Below are 16,457 nucleotides of genomic sequence, written 5' to 3'. Positions count from 1 at the left end.
TTAACTTACGGTGTTACTTGCCACGTACCAGCGGGAGGTTTTCACCACTCCAGCCTGCTACGCCGTCTTTCAGCACGGACACCTGCTCAAAACCCGCTTTAATCAGCGCAGTTGCAGATTCCTGGCACTGCATGCCAGAACCGTCAACCACAATAACCGGTTTGGCTTTGTGTTTTTCAAGCTCGCCGAAGTTGTTGGCTTTAATTTCGCTCGGCAGCAGGTTAGTTGAACCGGCGATATGGCCTTTGCGGAAGTCATCACGCTGACGTAAATCCACAATAACCGCATCTTCTTTATTGAGAAGACGAGTGGCTTCGCCGCGGGTAATCACCTTCACTTTCGAGGTCAGGCTTTTGATGGTCGTAAATAATACAGCCGCCAGTAACGCAATCCAGGCGATACTCAAGACAGGGTGGCGACTAACAAATTGCATAATTTCTTGCATGGGGGGTAACAACTCCCGACTCAGTGATTAAAAAAACCAGGGAAAGAGTATACCTGCGCGTTGGCGCAAATACAGCCAGAGCGTGCATTGGATTGCATTTTTGCGGGGCGCTACGGAAAAAAAAACGTAAATCCGAGTCCTCCCTGACGTGCTATACCCCATTATTTGATCTTCGGGGGCTACTTTATCGATTCAGCTGTAGTAAAATTACGCAATTATTTTTATCTATTAAGTGTGAGGTTGTCGCAATGTCGGTTTCTAAAAAACCTATGGTACTGGTGATTCTGGATGGCTACGGCTATCGCGAAGACAGCCAGGATAACGCCATTTTTAATGCTAAAACCCCGGTTATGGATGCTCTGTGGGCCAAACGTCCACATACCCTGATTGACGCATCTGGTCTGGAAGTCGGCCTGCCTGACCGCCAGATGGGTAACTCCGAAGTGGGTCACGTCAACCTGGGCGCGGGCCGTATCGTGTATCAGGATCTGACCCGTCTGGATGTTGAAATTAAAGAACGGACTTTCTTCACTAACCCGGTACTGACCGATGCGGTCGACCAGGCGAAAAATAGCGGCAAAGCAGTACACATCATGGGTCTGCTGTCTGCGGGCGGCGTACACAGCCACGAAGATCACATCCTGGCGATGGTTGAGCTGGCGGCAGAACGCGGCGCAGAAAAAATCTATCTGCACGCCTTCCTCGATGGCCGTGACACCCCACCGCGCAGCGCTGAAAAGTCGCTGCAAAAATTCGAAGAAAAATTTGCAGCACTGGGCAAAGGTCGCGTTGCGTCCATTATTGGTCGTTACTACGCCATGGACCGCGACAACCGTTGGGATCGCGTTGAAAAAGCGTATGACCTGATGACGCTGGCCCAGGGTGAATTCCAGGCTGACACCGCAGTAGCAGGTCTGCAGGCCGCTTATGCTCGTGATGAAAACGACGAATTCGTAAAAGCGACCGTGATCCGCGCAGAAGGCCAGGCCGATGCCGCAATGGAAGACGGCGATACGCTGATTTTCATGAACTTCCGTGCTGACCGTGCGCGTGAAATCACTCGCGCGTTTGTGAACGCTGACTTCGATGGCTTCGCGCGTAAGAAAGTGGTTAACCTCAACTTTGTGCAGTTGACCGAATACGCGGCCGACATCAAAACAGCGGTAGCTTACCCACCAACGTCTCTGGCGAATACCCTCGGCGAGTGGATGGCGAAGCACGACAAAACCCAGCTGCGTATTTCCGAAACTGAAAAATATGCACACGTGACCTTCTTCTTCAACGGTGGCGTAGAAGAGCCGTTCAAAGGCGAAGACCGTATCCTGATCAACTCGCCGAAAGTAGCCACCTACGATCTGCAGCCAGAAATGAGCTCCGCAGAGCTGACCGAGAAGCTGGTTGCCGCGATTGAGAGCGGGAAATACGACACCATCATCTGTAACTACCCGAACGGCGACATGGTCGGTCATACCGGGGTAATGGATGCTGCGGTTAAAGCGGTTGAAGCGCTGGATCACTGCGTTGAGCAAGTGGCCAAAGCGGTTGAGTCCGTTGGCGGCCAATTGCTGATCACCGCAGACCACGGTAACGCTGAGCAAATGCGCGATCCGTCTACCGGTCAGGCACATACTGCACATACCAACCTGCCGGTTCCGCTGATTTATGTCGGTGGTAAAAACGTCAAAGCTGTCGATGGCGGTAAACTTTCCGATATCGCCCCGACCATGCTGACGCTGATGGGCATGGAAATCCCGCAAGAGATGACTGGTAAGCCGCTGTTCATCGTGGAATAATCCCTCCCCATGAGGGGAAAGGCGATTAATACCATCACATGGGCCGCAAAACCGCGTAGGTTTTCAGTCAGGCCCTTGTTATACGCCAGCGTGATTAGCGCTGGCGTATTGTTGTGCGCCTTTTCCGCCCACGCGGACGAACGCGACCAGCTCAAATCTATTCAGGCCGATATCGCGGCAAAAGAACGCGCGGTACGCCAGCAACAACAGCAACGTTCCACCCTCCTCGCCCAGCTTAAAGCCCAGGAACAGGCCATCGCCGTTGCGGCACGACAGCTGCGCGAAACGCAAAATTCACTGGCGCAACTGAATGCGCAAATTGCCGAAATGAACGCCGCCCTCGCGAAGCTGGAAAAGCAGCGAGCAGCACAGGAACGCAGCCTGGCCGCCCAACTGGACGCCGCGTTTCGTCAGGGTGAGCACACCGGCATTCAGTTAATCCTCAGTGGCGAAGAGAGTCAGCGCGGGCAGCGCCTGCAGGCCTATTTTGGCTATCTGAACCAGGCGCGGCAGGAAACCATCGCCCAGTTGAAGCAAACCCGCGAAGAGGTCGATTCGCAGAAGGCCGAGCTGGAAGATAAACAGAGTGAGCAGCAAACGCTGCTGTACGAGCAGCGCGCTCAACAGGCCAAGCTGGAACAGGCGCGTAACGAGCGCCAAAAAACGCTCGCTGGGCTGGAGTCCTCCATTCAGCAGGGCCAGCAGCAGCTCAGCGAACTGCGCGCCAACGAATCCCGCCTACGCAGCAGCCTTGCACGGGCCGAGGCCGCCGCCAAAGCGCGCGCTGAACGTGAAGCCCGCGAAGCACAGGCGGTGCGCGATAAGCAAAAGGATGCATCGCGCAAAGGGTCGACCTACAAGCCGACCGAAAACGAAAAATCCTTGATGTCCCGTACCGGGGGGTTAGGTTCGCCGCGCGGTCAGGCATTCTGGCCCGTCCGTGGCCCAACGCTGCATCGCTATGGCGAACAGCTGCAAGGTGAGCTACGTTGGAAAGGGATGGTCATTGGCGCATCTGAAGGCACCGAAGTGAAAGCCATTGCCGACGGTCGCGTTATTCTGGCCGACTGGCTTCAGGGTTATGGCCTGGTGGTCGTGGTTGAGCACGGTAAAGGCGATATGAGCCTGTACGGCTATAACCAAAGCGCGCTGGTCAGCGTAGGTACGCAGGTGCGTGCCGGACAGCCGATTGCCCTGGTGGGTAGCAGCGGCGGTCAGGGCAGACCCGCACTCTATTTCGAAATTCGTCGCCAGGGTCAGGCGGTCAATCCACAGCCGTGGTTGGGAAGATAAGTTTTGCCTCAGTTTCGCCGCATAATATTCTCACTCGCCAGCCTGCTGGCATTCGCTCCCTCTGTTTTTGCCGGTAAGCTTGCCATCGTGATCGACGATTTCGGTTATCGTCCGCACAACGAGAATCAGGTGCTAGCGATGCCTTCTGCGATCTCCGTTGCCGTTCTGCCCAATGCACCACATGCACGGGAGATGGCGACCAAAGCGCATAACAGCGGACATGAAGTCTTAATCCATCTGCCGATGGCGCCTCTCAGCAAACAGCCGCTTGAGAAAGATACCCTGCGCCCGGAGATGAGCAGCGACGAGATTGAGCGGATTATTCGCGATGCGGTAAGCAAAGTGCCGTATGCCGTCGGGCTTAACAACCATATGGGCAGCGCGATGACCTCCAGCCTGTTTGGCATGCAGAAAGTGATGCAGGCACTGGAACGGTACGATCTTTATTTCCTGGACAGTATGACCATCGGTAACAGCCAGTCCATGCGTGCGGCAGGAGGAACGGGCGTGAAAGTGATCAAACGCAAAGTCTTCCTCGACGACACGCAAAACGAAGCGGACATTCGCCGCCAGTTTAACCGCGCGGTCGAACTGGCACGCCGCAACGGTTCCGCTATCGCGATTGGGCACCCTCATCCTTCGACGGTACGCGTATTGCAGCAAATGGTTTATAACCTGCCCGCTGACATTACGCTGGTTCGCCCAAGCAGCCTGCTCAATGAACCACAGGTAGATACCTCTACGCCAAATCAGACGCCACCGAAAAACGGCACGCCTGATGCGCCGCGAAATCCTTTCCGCGGGGTGAAACTGTGCAAACCGAAGCAACCGTTAGAACCCATTTACGCCAGCCGATTCTTTAGCGTGCTCGGTGAGAGCATCACCCAAAGCACGCTGGTACAATATATGCGCCTGCAGTGGCAGGGCTGGTCGTAATCAGTCTTTCAGACCCAGCGTGACATGGGCCAGACGGCGTGGCGTCAGTGATTTATCGCGCCACTTGCTAAACCGGATGGCCCATAACAGCACCTGATAACCCAGCTTAACGCTGCAAATATTGCTCACCATTCGCTTGAACATACCCGATACAAACACCTCGGCAATCATGCGCTGGCGAATCTTTTCGTCTGGCTCTTTACGGATGCAATGGCATACGCGTAGCGCTTCGTAAATCACCTGCTGTTTGAATTCAGGGTAAATCGGAATACGCCCGGCGTAATCATGATTCATCTTATCCAGCAGGCGGGTAATTTTGATGTAGTGGCGCTGATAGGCCAGATTCTTCTCTCCGGTACGCGGCAGGCGACTGACGGACGCGCCGTGCAGGAAATATTTATACAGCGGAACCTCCGTGTAACGCGCGCGTTTGGCGTTAAACATAAACTCCGTCGTCCAAATAATATCCTGGTGGTGCAGACCGGAAAGAAAGGTTAGCCCAGCGTCGCGGATGGTTTGATGACGGTAAACCCCCATCCAGACCACATGCCGCCAGCGACGACTGGCAAGTGCTTTTCGCAGCCAGTCCGGCCCGGTCATGACGCCGGTAGAACGAATACGATCGGTGGGAATAGATGCCCAGGTATGACCCGTTTCCGCAATACACCAGTCGGCGTTGCACTGGGCAACGTCCAGATTGTCCTGCAGCGCCATATTCATCAGCGTTTCATACATTTCCGGATAGGCAATGTCGTCACCATCGACGTAAGCGATATACTCGCCCTTTGCTACCGCCATACCGGTATTTCGCGCCGCCGAGACGCCCCCGTTACGCTGGTGCAGCAGATGGACGTGTGGATAACGATCCGCATACGCCTGAGCAAGCTCCGTCGAGTTATCCGTAGAGCCATCATTTACGATGATGATCTCCAGATTTTTCCAGGTTTGCGCGATCAGCGAATCCATACACGCAATGAACGGTTCACCCGTATTGTAAAGCGGCATAATGACGCTCAATAGGCCGGGAGTATAGGTCATATAAAATCCTGCCAAACAATGTAATTAACGGCAATTTTTAGCATATTACGCGGCAGAAGATCAGAGAAAGTTATTCTTATCTTTGACCTAAAATGCGCCGGACAAGCGGGATCGCGCCAGAAAAAAATCCCCGGGTATTTAATGAACATAAATATCCGGGGACAGCACACAGAACCCATTAATCAGAAACGGTTAATCCCAGCTCAGGATCACTTTCCCTGACTGACCTGAACGCATCGCGTCAAAGCCCTGCTGGAACTCATCGATGGAGAACCGATGGGTGATGATTGGCGACAAATCCAGACCAGACTGGATAAGTGCAGCCATTTTGTACCAAGTTTCAAACATTTCGCGACCGTAAATACCTTTAATAAACAGCCCTTTAAAGATAACCTTCGTCCAGTCGACGGACATGTCTGACGGCGGAATACCCAGCATGGCGATGCGACCGCCGTGGTTCATGGTGTCCAGCATGGTGCGGAACGCTGGCGGCGCACCGGACATCTCCAGACCCACATCAAACCCTTCGGTCATACCCAGCTCGGCCATGACATCAGTCAGGTTCTCTTTCGCTACGTTTACCGCGCGAGTAATACCCATTTTTCGTGCCAGCTCAAGGCGATACTCATTCACATCCGTAATGACAACGTGGCGTGCACCAACGTGCTTCGCGACGGCTGCCGCCATAATACCGATAGGACCTGCACCGGAAACCAGCACATCTTCTCCGACCAAATCGAACGACAGTGCCGTGTGAACCGCATTGCCGAACGGATCGAAGATTGAGGCTAAATCATCGGAGATGTTATCCGGGATCTTGAACGCGTTAAACGCCGGGATCACCAGGTACTCAGCAAAACAACCCGGACGGTTTACACCGACACCGGCCGTATTGCGGCACAGGTGAGTACGCCCACCACGGCAGTTACGGCAATGTCCGCAAGTAATGTGGCCTTCACCCGACACGCGATCGCCAATTTTAAAACCTTTCACTTCCTGGCCGATGCCGACTACTTCGCCGACATACTCATGCCCAACAACCATTGGAACCGGGATGGTTTTTTGCGACCATTCATCCCAGTTATAAATGTGAACGTCAGTCCCGCAGATGGCTGTTTTACGGATTTTAATCAGCAAATCGTTATGACCGACTTCCGGTTCAGGAACGTCGGTCATCCAAATGCCTTCTTCCGCTTTCAGTTTGGATAACGCTTTCATTTCACATCCTCAGGCAATAACGCCCAGTTGTTTACCAATGCGTGTGAACGCGTCAACAGCACGCGTAATCTGCTCAGGGGTATGCGCCGCAGACATCTGGGTACGGATACGCGCCTGGCCTTTCGGAACCACCGGATAGAAGAAGCCGGTAACGTAAATACCTTCTTTTTGCAGTTCACGGGAGAACTGTTGTGCAACGACTGCATCACCCAACATCACCGGAATAATCGCGTGATCGGCACCGGCTAACGTAAAGCCAGCGGCGGACATTTGCTCACGGAACTGACGAGCGTTTGCCCACAGGCGATCGCGCAGATCATGGCCGGACTCAACCATTTCCAGCACCTTAATGGACGCCGCCACAATCGCCGGAGCCAGTGAGTTGGAGAACAGGTACGGACGGGAACGCTGACGTAGCCACTCCACGACTTCTTTACGCGCTGCGGTATAACCACCGGACGCGCCGCCCAGTGCTTTACCCAGCGTACCGGTAATGATGTCGACACGCCCCATCACTTCGCAGTATTCATGGGAACCGCGGCCGTTTTCGCCGACAAAACCCACCGCGTGGGAATCATCAACCATCACCAGTGCATCGTACTTATCCGCCAGGTCGCAGACACCTTTCAGGTTGGCAATCACGCCGTCCATCGAGAACACGCCGTCGGTAGCAATCAGCACGTGACGCGCCCCAGATTCACGCGCCTCTTTCAGGCGCGCTTCCAGTTCCTGCATATCATTATTGGCGTAACGGAAACGCTTCGCTTTACACAGACGAACGCCGTCGATGATAGAGGCGTGGTTCAGGGCATCGGAGATAATCGCATCTTCTGCGCCCAGCAGCGTTTCGAACAGGCCGCCGTTGGCATCAAAGCAGGAAGAATAAAGAATGGCATCTTCCATACCGAGGAACGCCGCCAGTTTTTGCTCCAGCTGCTTGTGGCTGTCCTGGGTGCCGCAGATAAAGCGCACCGAAGCCATGCCAAACCCGTGAGAATCCATACCCGCTTTTGCCGCTGCAATCAGTTCCGGGTGGTTAGCCAGTCCCAGATAGTTGTTCGCACAAAAGTTAATCACGTGGCTTCCATCAGCCACCGTGATATCCGCCTGCTGCGCAGACGTAATAATGCGTTCTTCTTTAAACAGCCCTTCCGCACGTGCGGTTTCCAGGTCGTTCGTTAACTGCTTGTAAAAATTCCCACGCATTGCAATTCTCCAGACTGGGCAAATTTCAGCACATATTACCCAAAGCTATACATTGATACGAGATGACGCGTCATCACTTCTTCAAAATGAAGCATAAATCACGTGTACCCGCACGGCTTATCGGTGAATGGCTGAAGCCAGGGCCATGTAGTGATATGATAGAAGTATTCGTGTCTGAGATTGTCTCTGACTCCATAATTCGAAGGTTACATTTATGATCATCGTTACCGGCGGCGCGGGCTTTATCGGCAGCAACATCGTTAAGTCACTGAATGATAAAGGCATCACTGATATCCTGGTGGTGGACAACCTGAAAGACGGCACCAAGTTTGTTAACCTGGTGGATCTGAATATTGCTGACTACATGGATAAGGAAGACTTCCTGATCCAGATTATGGCCGGTGAAGAATTCGGCGATATCGAAGCAATTTTCCACGAAGGCGCATGCTCTTCCACCACCGAGTGGGATGGCAAGTATATGATGGACAATAACTATCAATACTCCAAAGAGCTGCTGCACTACTGCCTGGAACGCGAAATTCCGTTCCTGTACGCCTCTTCTGCAGCCACTTACGGCGGACGTACTTCTGACTTCATCGAATCCCGTGAATATGAAAAACCGCTGAACGTTTACGGCTACTCAAAGTTCCTGTTCGACGAGTATGTTCGTCAGATCCTGCCAGAAGCGGATTCGCAGATTGTCGGCTTCCGCTATTTCAACGTCTACGGACCGCGTGAAGGCCATAAAGGCAGCATGGCAAGCGTGGCTTTCCATCTCAATACCCAACTCAACAATGGCGAAACGCCAAAACTGTTTGAAGGCAGCGAAAACTTCAAACGTGATTTCGTCTATGTCGGCGATGTTGCCGCAGTTAACCTGTGGTTCCTGGAAAACGGTGTATCCGGTATCTTTAACCTCGGTACCGGTCGCGCGGAATCATTCCAGGCCGTGGCGGATGCTACGCTGGCTTACCATAAAAAAGGCAGCATTGAGTACATTCCGTTCCCGGAAAAACTGAAAGGCCGCTACCAGGCGTTTACTCAGGCGGACCTGACTAACCTGCGCGCAGCAGGCTACGACAAGCCGTTTAAGACCGTGGCCGAAGGCGTAACGGAATATATGGCCTGGCTGAACCGCGACGCGTAAGTATGAAAATTTTGGTGATAGGCCCGTCCTGGGTTGGCGACATGATGATGTCGCAAAGTCTCTATCGCACGCTCAAGGCGCGCTATCCCCAGGCGATAATCGACGTGATGGCACCGGCATGGTGTCGTCCGCTGCTGTCGCGCATGCCTGAAGTCAACGACGCGATTGCCATGCCGCTAGGACACGGTGCGCTGGAGATCGGTGAACGGCGTAAACTCGGCCACAGTCTGCGTGACAAACGCTACGATCGTGCCTTCGTGCTGCCGAACTCATTTAAGTCAGCGCTGGTGCCGTTCTTTGCGGGCATTCCCCATCGTACCGGCTGGCGCGGTGAGATGCGCTACGGGCTGCTCAATGATGCACGCGTGCTGGATAAAGAAGCCTGGCCGCTGATGGTCGAGCGCTATGTGGCGCTGGCCTACGATAAAGGCGTAATGCTTTCAGCGAAAGATTTACCGCAGCCGCTGTTATGGCCGCAGCTGCAAGTCAGCGAAGGTGAAAAATCACTGACCTGTAGCCAGTTCTCTCTCTGTGCTGAACGCCCGATCATCGGTTTTTGTCCTGGGGCAGAATTTGGTCCGGCCAAACGCTGGCCGCATTATCACTATGCGGAACTGGCAAAGCAGCTGATCGACGAAGGTCATCAGATCGTACTGTTTGGCTCAGCCAAAGATCATGAAGCCGGTAATGAAATTCTGGCGACACTCAACACCGAACAGCAGGCATGGTGCCGTAATCTGGCGGGTGAAACGCAGCTCGAGCAGGCCGTTATTCTTCTCGCCGCCTGTAAAGCGGTAGTCACCAATGACTCAGGATTAATGCACGTAGCCGCCGCGCTGAACCGTCCGCTGGTCGCTCTGTACGGCCCCAGCAGCCCGGATTTTACTCCGCCTCTTTCCCATAAAGCACGTGTGATCCGCCTGATAACGGGTTATCACAAAGTGCGTAAGGGCGATGCGGCGCAAGGGTATCATCAGAGCCTGATTGACATCACTCCTCAGCGCGTTCTGGAAGAACTGAACGACCTGTTGTTACAAGAGGAAGCCTGACGGATGCGGGTTCTGATCGTTAAAACATCGTCGATGGGCGATGTACTGCATACATTGCCTGCGCTAACCGATGCGCAGCGGGCAATTCCAGGTATTCAGTTTGACTGGGTGGTTGAAGAAGGGTTCGCGCAAATCCCATCCTGGCATTCAGCCGTTGACCGGGTGATCCCCGTGGCGATTCGCCGCTGGCGTAAAACCTGGTTTTCAGCACCGATTAAAGCCGAGCGTAAAGCGTTTCGCGATGCGGTGCGTTTACAGCAGTATGACGCGATAATCGATGCCCAAGGTCTGGTTAAAAGTGCCGCTCTGGTTACGCGTCTGGGGCGCGGCATCAAGCATGGCATGGACTGGAGCACGGCTCGCGAGCCACTGGCAAGCCTGTTTTATAACTGTAAGCATCATATTGCCAGGCAGCAGCATGCCGTTGAACGTACGCGGGAACTGTTTGCGAAAAGTCTGGGGTATACCAAACCACAGTCGCAGGGCGATTATGCTATCGCGCAGCATTTCTTGAACGATCTTAATGCTGATGCAGGCCAATATGCGGTATTTTTACACGCGACAACCCGTGATGATAAACATTGGCCGGAAGCCAACTGGCGGGAGCTGATTGGCCAGTTACATAACGCCGGAATACGCATTAAGCTGCCCTGGGGTGCCCCTCATGAAGAAGCGCGCGCCAAAAGGCTGGCTGATGGTTTTAACTACGTCGATGTCCTGCCGCGGATGAGTCTGGAAGAGATCGCAAGTGTGTTAGCGGGGGCAAAGTTTGTCGTGTCGGTGGATACAGGGCTCAGCCATTTAACCGCAGCGCTGGATCGCCCGAACATTACCCTGTATGGCCCAACAGACCCTGGGCTGATTGGTGGGTATGGGAAGAATCAAGTGGTGTGTCAGGCACCAGATAATAATTTAGACCGATTAATGCCTGCAATTGTAGTAGGCTTACTCAGTAATTGACAAAATTTAATGAGTGGGATAACACCCACCCATTCTTATTTAACAATGTTTATCTTTCTTACCTAATAATGAAGCAGAAAGGAATAAGCATACAATCCATGAAGCAGGTATTGGTTTATCGTGAGTTATAACATCACTAAGTCCGAACAGCATTATTGAAGCAGGGAAAACAAGAAGAAGATACTTTTTTTCACGGAGACAATAGTGTATTAGTGCGCCATAGAAAAAGAATAAAACGATAACACCCAAAATCCCTTTCGTAGATAGGGCTTCAACTATTTCATTATGCATGTGTACACCAAGAAACTCAACCGCGCCTTTATAAATATTATTTTTATTGCTTAATTCATTTATATTAATTGCTCTTTGTTCGAGGGATTGCCATTCAAGTCCCTTGGGAGCACCTTCAATACCAGCCTGAATCATCGAGAAACGAGCTCCGACTGAAGATAGACTGTTATTTTTAACTAAATATAAATTTATATCATTCTTGAGAGCTATAGCTCTCTGTTCAATTTCTTTACTAAATAACAAACCACAGCCTAAAAGGAGGATTAACACCCCTCCAATCCCTTTTAAAATTAATACTTTTCTTTCACGATGATAAATAAATAGCATTGCAATAATTAAAAAAGGGAAAGTAATAATAGCAGCACGGGTGCCTGTCATCAATAATGCAACAAATACCAATGCGAAATTAGTATAAAAAGCAATCCATTTATATTTTGATTCTAATTTAAGGAAGACGATTGAAGAGTATAATGCACAAAATGTTATCGCATAGGCTGCAATAGTTGCCGCCCCCATTTGACCTATATTACCACTCATCGCAGAAAGAGGAATTCTATCAGCACTTAATATTACATACTGGTAACAAGCTCGAGAAATAACAAGGATTTGAGTTAAAAAAGCTATCGTAACATGGTACTTTAAAGAAATATTAAAATTATTATTTATTAAAAGAAGGAAAGTAAACGAACTAAATACGAACATTTTACCGGCTTCTAAATACCCACGATAACTATTTATATAAATAGCTTGATTATTTTTATAGAGCTCGTACCATACAAGGTCTAATGCACCTAATAACAAGAGTCCAGAAGCTAGAACGACCAAACTTCTCTTATAATCACGTAGTGATGTGAAGAATAATAGAATGAAAGAGATAGCTCCAGTTGCTACTATAATTTTATTTGTAATATATAAATCAATCGGAATAAAAATAACACCAATCAAATATAGTGATAGTATCATATTGCATAATAAATTTCGTATAACCTTTAAGTTATTTTTCACGTTATATTACTCACATCAGAATATTATAGATAACAAAAAATCATTTTAAGAAAGAGAAAAAGACAACCTTGATCCATGAACGAGCAAGTTTTATTTTTCTTTGAAATTTCGTACGAGGTCGTTTTTTTTCTGATATTATCATCCGCTCTTTCTCAAGATGACTGTTAGATTCATTCACAATAGGATGAGAAATAATCTCATCAAGATAAAAGTCTTTAATAATATTCTTTTGATGCATAAGCTCCCAACTATCAGCACGATAGGTACCATAAGAATGGGTTAAATTTAATAACTGTTTCGCCATATTTTTATTCATTAAATAACAGCAAGTTCTACGAATTTTTGATTTATTAAAGTTAACTCTACGGAACTTACAAAAACCGATTTTTTCAACACTGACATGACTTAAACCTAATACAGGATACTCATGTAAACCTTTCTGCCCTCCTAAAAGATAAAGGTTATCGTTCTTTAATTTTTCTATTTGATCAAAATTTAATGATGATAAAAATTTTTTAAATCGAAAGTCAACAATCACATCATCTTCGAGAATCACTACCCAGTCATATGATTTATCGATCATATCTTGATAGATAAATTGATGACTCAGCGTACATGCTATTTCGCCATCCGTCATTTCAGAACCGACTCCACTACTCCTCATGCTTTCGATTAATTTATGATTAGATGATTTTTTTGCATCGACCGCATCAAAAAATTGAAAATCAATATTTAAGTCAACAAAATCTTTTTCTATTTTATTTCTTCTTTCATGATCTCTAATCAAAGAGACAACGTAGACGGGTATATTCATTAAGGAACCTATAATTACGCACCGCAAAGACAAATATAATATTACTATATATTAAAGTACTTCCTCATTACTTTTTTACTATAATATCTAATAAGACTAACAAAAGCTGAAGAATATAATCCATTTTTCCATTCATGCTTATACTTCATATAAAATTGATTTTCTGTCACCGCTGGAGTGTATGGTTTATCTTTCCAAAATGAAAGTTGATACGCATCATCGAAATATTTCTGACATGGATAACTCGTCCAGTTATTCCAAGGTTTTGTTACTCCCACATAATGAATAAGTTTCGTATCATCTGTAATGCTTTTTTTATAATCTTGATCAGATTTATTTTTCAATTCGTAATCGATTCCATAAAAACAATCGTAATCACCACTAATAAATACACAATGCCCATGAAATAGTATATTTAGAATATCTTGATCAAGGCACTTATACTTCTTATGTTGTGGATCACTTACAAGCATAGCAATTGATTTATTCATAAAATCGTTTTTTCTCCAAGCTTCTAATTTAAGGTATACTACACCCGCATTAAAATAATTGCCTGGTAATCCCTCAATTCCTAAACGATGAGCCGGTTTCCCCTGCATGAAAGGTACATCTTTAATCACAGCGGCATAAATATCCTTTTCAAACTTAATCTTTAACAACTCATCCAGTGGACCTTTACATATTACATCCGCATCAATATAAAGCACATTCTCAGTACTGCTGCTAAGGTATTGAAATGCAACTAATCTGAAAAAAGTTGCATAAGACCATTGCTTCAGACTTGGAAGTATATCAATAAAATCTCGCGAAACTTTATAAACACAAACCTGTACGTTTAGATTCTCTTCAATGAAGCGCTTCAGTCTTATTGAATAATCATCATCGATGTAATCAGTAAATAGGTGAAAAACAAACCCTAACCCTGGGTTATGCATCACTATCGATTGCATTGATACAGCTGCCCCAAATAGAAAGTTACGATCAATTCCATAGGCAATGTTAAGGACTTTGTCGCTATCTTCAATCGAACCTAAAGAAATTACTTTTGAAATACTATCATTAAACAATTCCATAAATCTATCCCGGAGAGATGTTGCGTCGTTTGACTATCAATCCCTACGACACCAATATTTAATATACTTTTAAGACTGGGATTCTTCAAAAAACTATCGCATATAATGCTGATATTAATTTACTAATTTACCAGGAAAGTAGATATTTTATTTTTTATTACTGATTTTATACTTTAGTAAAGAAATCACACCCTTAATATATTTACCAAGCATGAATTGGTGCTTATATTTTTTTTGCATCTCCGCAACCGTACGTGCTTCCTTTAAGGGATATTTACTCCATATAGAATTATCACGAGCATAATTAAAAAAATGTGCTGCCGGATATATAGCCCAATCATGCCATGGTTTTGTAATTCCGGTGTAATGTATTAAGACAGTTTTATCAGTTATTATTTTTTTATACCCCTGATGAGTCCGGTCTCTAAGTTCATTTTTTAGAGTATAAATCTGATTATAATCCCTGGAGAGATAAATATTATTCATGTTGAACGCAATATTAAGTGCATCCTGATCCAAATATTTCAACATTCCGAATTTAGTCTCCCCTCTTAAAAGTGATAAAAGGTAAGGTGTAAGACTAGACTCATGCCACTTCCTGAGATTTACATAAATTACACCAGCATTAAAATAGTGCCCCTTAATGTTAGGTAAATTAAGACGCGTCGAACTTGCAATTTGTGTATCTTCATTATCAGGAATTACTGCAGCAAATTCATCATTAAATTTAATGTCAGTTATCAACTTCAAACTACCCTTACAAACCACATCCGCGTCTAAATATAACAATGAAGTTATACTTCCACTTAAATATTCAAAAGAAAGTATCCGGAAGTATGTTGCATAAGACCAGAATTGGGATGTTGGCAAATCTATAAAATACTTAGGATCAATAAGATATATTATAATAGATGAATTTAACTGTTGCGCTGTTTCTTTAAAACTAGTCAGGTAACCATCATCTATATAATCAGTAAAAACATGAAAAACCAAATTAATATCAGGATTATTTAATATAACAGATGAAATAGACACTCCTGCACCATAGAGAAAGTTTTTATCAATTCCGTAAGATATATTCAGTTCGGGTGCATTTTCTTTCTTACATTCCACTTGAAATGAAAAACGTTCTTTTATAAACTCATTCATATAGTTATTCTCTGGGTTTACTTTAGCATTTTAAAATAAAAGTAACACATGTAATTGAATATACTTACTGCAAATTTTTTCTGCTTAAAGTTATGCTTCGCACAATAACGCGCATAGTTTGAATTACTCGGTCTCATTAATGGAGTATCTTTCCACGGAGATAATTTTTTAGCGCACATAAATGGTAAAGTACTTGGGTAGATCGCCCAAGAATGCCATGGCTTAGTTGGTCCTACATAATGAATAAATATAGTATTCTCATTAACGGGATTTGAAAAGTTTTCTTTCAACTCATAATTAATGCTGAACTGGGTGTTATAGTTACCATTAATATACTTCACTTTATCCCATAAGATCATGTTCAGTATATCCTGATCCATATAAGTAAGCTTGCTAATAACAGCATTATCAGATAACATCGCCAGAGCCTTAGCCGAAACAAATTCTTTAGCCCATTCTGTCGTATTCAAAAGTAACACACCAGAATTGAAATAGCCCTGCTCAAGTCCAATGCATTCCAAGTTTTGTGCGCGGGAAGACCACCATTTTTGATCGCGTTCTGTAACTACAGCAGCAACTTTATGCTCAAAATCCAATGTTAATAACGTAGTGATATCCCCATGGCATACAATATCAGCATCGAGATAAAGTACACGCTCCTGAATATCTATAAAATAGTCGCCAATCAGGAATCTGAAGTACATGGCAATAGACCAGTTCTTGGTAGTAGGTAAACTTTTCAATCTATTGCAATTAACAGTATGGATTTTAATGCATGTATTATACATTAAAGCTAACTGTGAAAATTTTTTCAGCGCTTCTTCAGGTATATCATCAATGAAGATGTGAAATACAAAATTATTTTTTTTATTATGAATCAAGATAGAGGAAATTGAAACACCGCATCCCAAGAGGAAATTTTTATCAATACCATATGCTATATGTAAAACTGACAAATCAGACCTATTTTCTTTGCCAAAAACAATAGTATTATCGATTATTTCATCAGCATTCAAATACTGAAAATTCATTTTTTATCT

Annotated in this window: 15 protein-coding genes; 6 read left to right on the top strand and 9 right to left on the bottom strand. The window is 46.6% G+C overall.

What is annotated here, in order from left to right:
* Positions 1-13: 13 nt before the first annotated feature.
* Positions 14-445: a rhodanese-like domain-containing protein gene (locus IB214_RS00555; protein ID WP_096759096.1), complete on the bottom strand. Its 432-nt coding sequence runs from the start codon at positions 443-445 to the stop codon at positions 14-16.
* A gap of 248 nt (positions 446-693) precedes the next feature.
* On the opposite strand from IB214_RS00555, the gene gpmM reads away from it, so the two are divergent.
* The 3 genes from gpmM to IB214_RS00540 are packed head-to-tail and all read left to right on the top strand — an operon-like array spanning position 694 to position 4,467.
* Positions 694-2,238, top strand: a complete 1,545-nt coding sequence (gene gpmM / locus IB214_RS00550; RefSeq protein WP_096759095.1) for a 2,3-bisphosphoglycerate-independent phosphoglycerate mutase — start codon at positions 694-696, stop codon at positions 2,236-2,238.
* Between the two features lie 33 nt (positions 2,239-2,271).
* Positions 2,272-3,531, top strand: a complete 1,260-nt coding sequence (gene envC, locus IB214_RS00545; protein WP_232058724.1) for a murein hydrolase activator EnvC — start codon at positions 2,272-2,274, stop codon at positions 3,529-3,531.
* 3 nt (positions 3,532-3,534) lie between these two features.
* Positions 3,535-4,467, top strand: a complete 933-nt coding sequence (locus IB214_RS00540; protein ID WP_117342543.1) for a divergent polysaccharide deacetylase family protein — start codon at positions 3,535-3,537, stop codon at positions 4,465-4,467.
* Here the strand turns inward: IB214_RS00540 and IB214_RS00535 are convergent, their stop codons facing one another.
* From IB214_RS00535 to kbl, 3 genes are all read right to left on the bottom strand, one after another.
* A complete protein-coding gene (locus IB214_RS00535; protein ID WP_117342544.1) occupies positions 4,468-5,505 on the bottom strand; it encodes a glycosyltransferase in 1,038 nt (345 codons plus the stop codon).
* Positions 5,506-5,697: 192 nt separating this feature from the next.
* A complete protein-coding gene (gene tdh / locus IB214_RS00530) occupies positions 5,698-6,723 on the bottom strand; it encodes an L-threonine 3-dehydrogenase (RefSeq protein WP_117342545.1) in 1,026 nt (341 codons plus the stop codon).
* A gap of 9 nt (positions 6,724-6,732) precedes the next feature.
* A complete protein-coding gene (gene kbl, locus IB214_RS00525; protein ID WP_117342546.1) occupies positions 6,733-7,929 on the bottom strand; it encodes a glycine C-acetyltransferase in 1,197 nt (398 codons plus the stop codon).
* A gap of 214 nt (positions 7,930-8,143) precedes the next feature.
* Here kbl and rfaD point away from each other — a divergent pair, with 214 nt between their 5' ends.
* Genes rfaD through rfaC form a run of 3 tightly spaced genes read left to right on the top strand, consistent with a single transcriptional unit; the run spans position 8,144 to position 11,085 of the window.
* The gene (gene rfaD / locus IB214_RS00520; RefSeq protein ID WP_096759088.1) at positions 8,144-9,076 is read left to right on the top strand and encodes an ADP-glyceromanno-heptose 6-epimerase; all 933 of its coding nucleotides are present in this window, start codon (positions 8,144-8,146) and stop codon (positions 9,074-9,076) included.
* Positions 9,077-9,078: 2 nt separating this feature from the next.
* A complete protein-coding gene (gene rfaF / locus IB214_RS00515) occupies positions 9,079-10,125 on the top strand; it encodes an ADP-heptose--LPS heptosyltransferase RfaF (protein ID WP_117342547.1) in 1,047 nt (348 codons plus the stop codon).
* Positions 10,126-10,128: 3 nt separating this feature from the next.
* Entirely contained in the window at positions 10,129-11,085 is a 957-nt protein-coding gene (gene rfaC / locus IB214_RS00510; RefSeq protein WP_117342548.1) for a lipopolysaccharide heptosyltransferase RfaC, read from the top strand.
* Positions 11,086-11,124: 39 nt separating this feature from the next.
* Here rfaC and IB214_RS00505 read toward each other — a convergent pair whose 3' ends face one another.
* From IB214_RS00505 to waaO, 5 genes are all read right to left on the bottom strand, one after another.
* Positions 11,125-12,381: an O-antigen ligase family protein gene (locus IB214_RS00505; RefSeq protein WP_117342549.1), complete on the bottom strand. Its 1,257-nt coding sequence runs from the start codon at positions 12,379-12,381 to the stop codon at positions 11,125-11,127.
* 40 nt (positions 12,382-12,421) lie between these two features.
* Positions 12,422-13,195, bottom strand: coding sequence for a glycosyltransferase family 25 protein (locus IB214_RS00500; RefSeq protein WP_117342550.1), 774 nt, complete (start codon positions 13,193-13,195; stop codon positions 12,422-12,424).
* Between the two features lie 44 nt (positions 13,196-13,239).
* Positions 13,240-14,268 carry a glycosyltransferase gene (locus IB214_RS00495; RefSeq protein ID WP_188249378.1) on the bottom strand — a complete coding sequence of 343 codons (1,029 nt, stop codon included), beginning with the start codon at positions 14,266-14,268 and terminating at the stop codon, positions 13,240-13,242.
* Positions 14,269-14,415: 147 nt separating this feature from the next.
* Positions 14,416-15,417: a glycosyltransferase gene (locus IB214_RS00490; protein WP_117342552.1), complete on the bottom strand. Its 1,002-nt coding sequence runs from the start codon at positions 15,415-15,417 to the stop codon at positions 14,416-14,418.
* A 17-nt stretch (positions 15,418-15,434) separates the two neighbouring features.
* A complete protein-coding gene (waaO, locus tag IB214_RS00485; protein WP_117342553.1) occupies positions 15,435-16,448 on the bottom strand; it encodes a lipopolysaccharide 3-alpha-galactosyltransferase in 1,014 nt (337 codons plus the stop codon).
* Positions 16,449-16,457 lie beyond the last annotated feature (9 nt).

Origin of the sequence: Citrobacter sp. C1 (assembly GCF_014596895.2) — a bacterium.
In the GTDB taxonomy this organism is placed as follows: Bacteria; Pseudomonadota; Gammaproteobacteria; order Enterobacterales; family Enterobacteriaceae; genus Citrobacter; species Citrobacter gillenii.
Note: the sequence above shows the minus strand (reverse complement) of the source record. Positions and strands in the feature narration are given on the sequence as shown.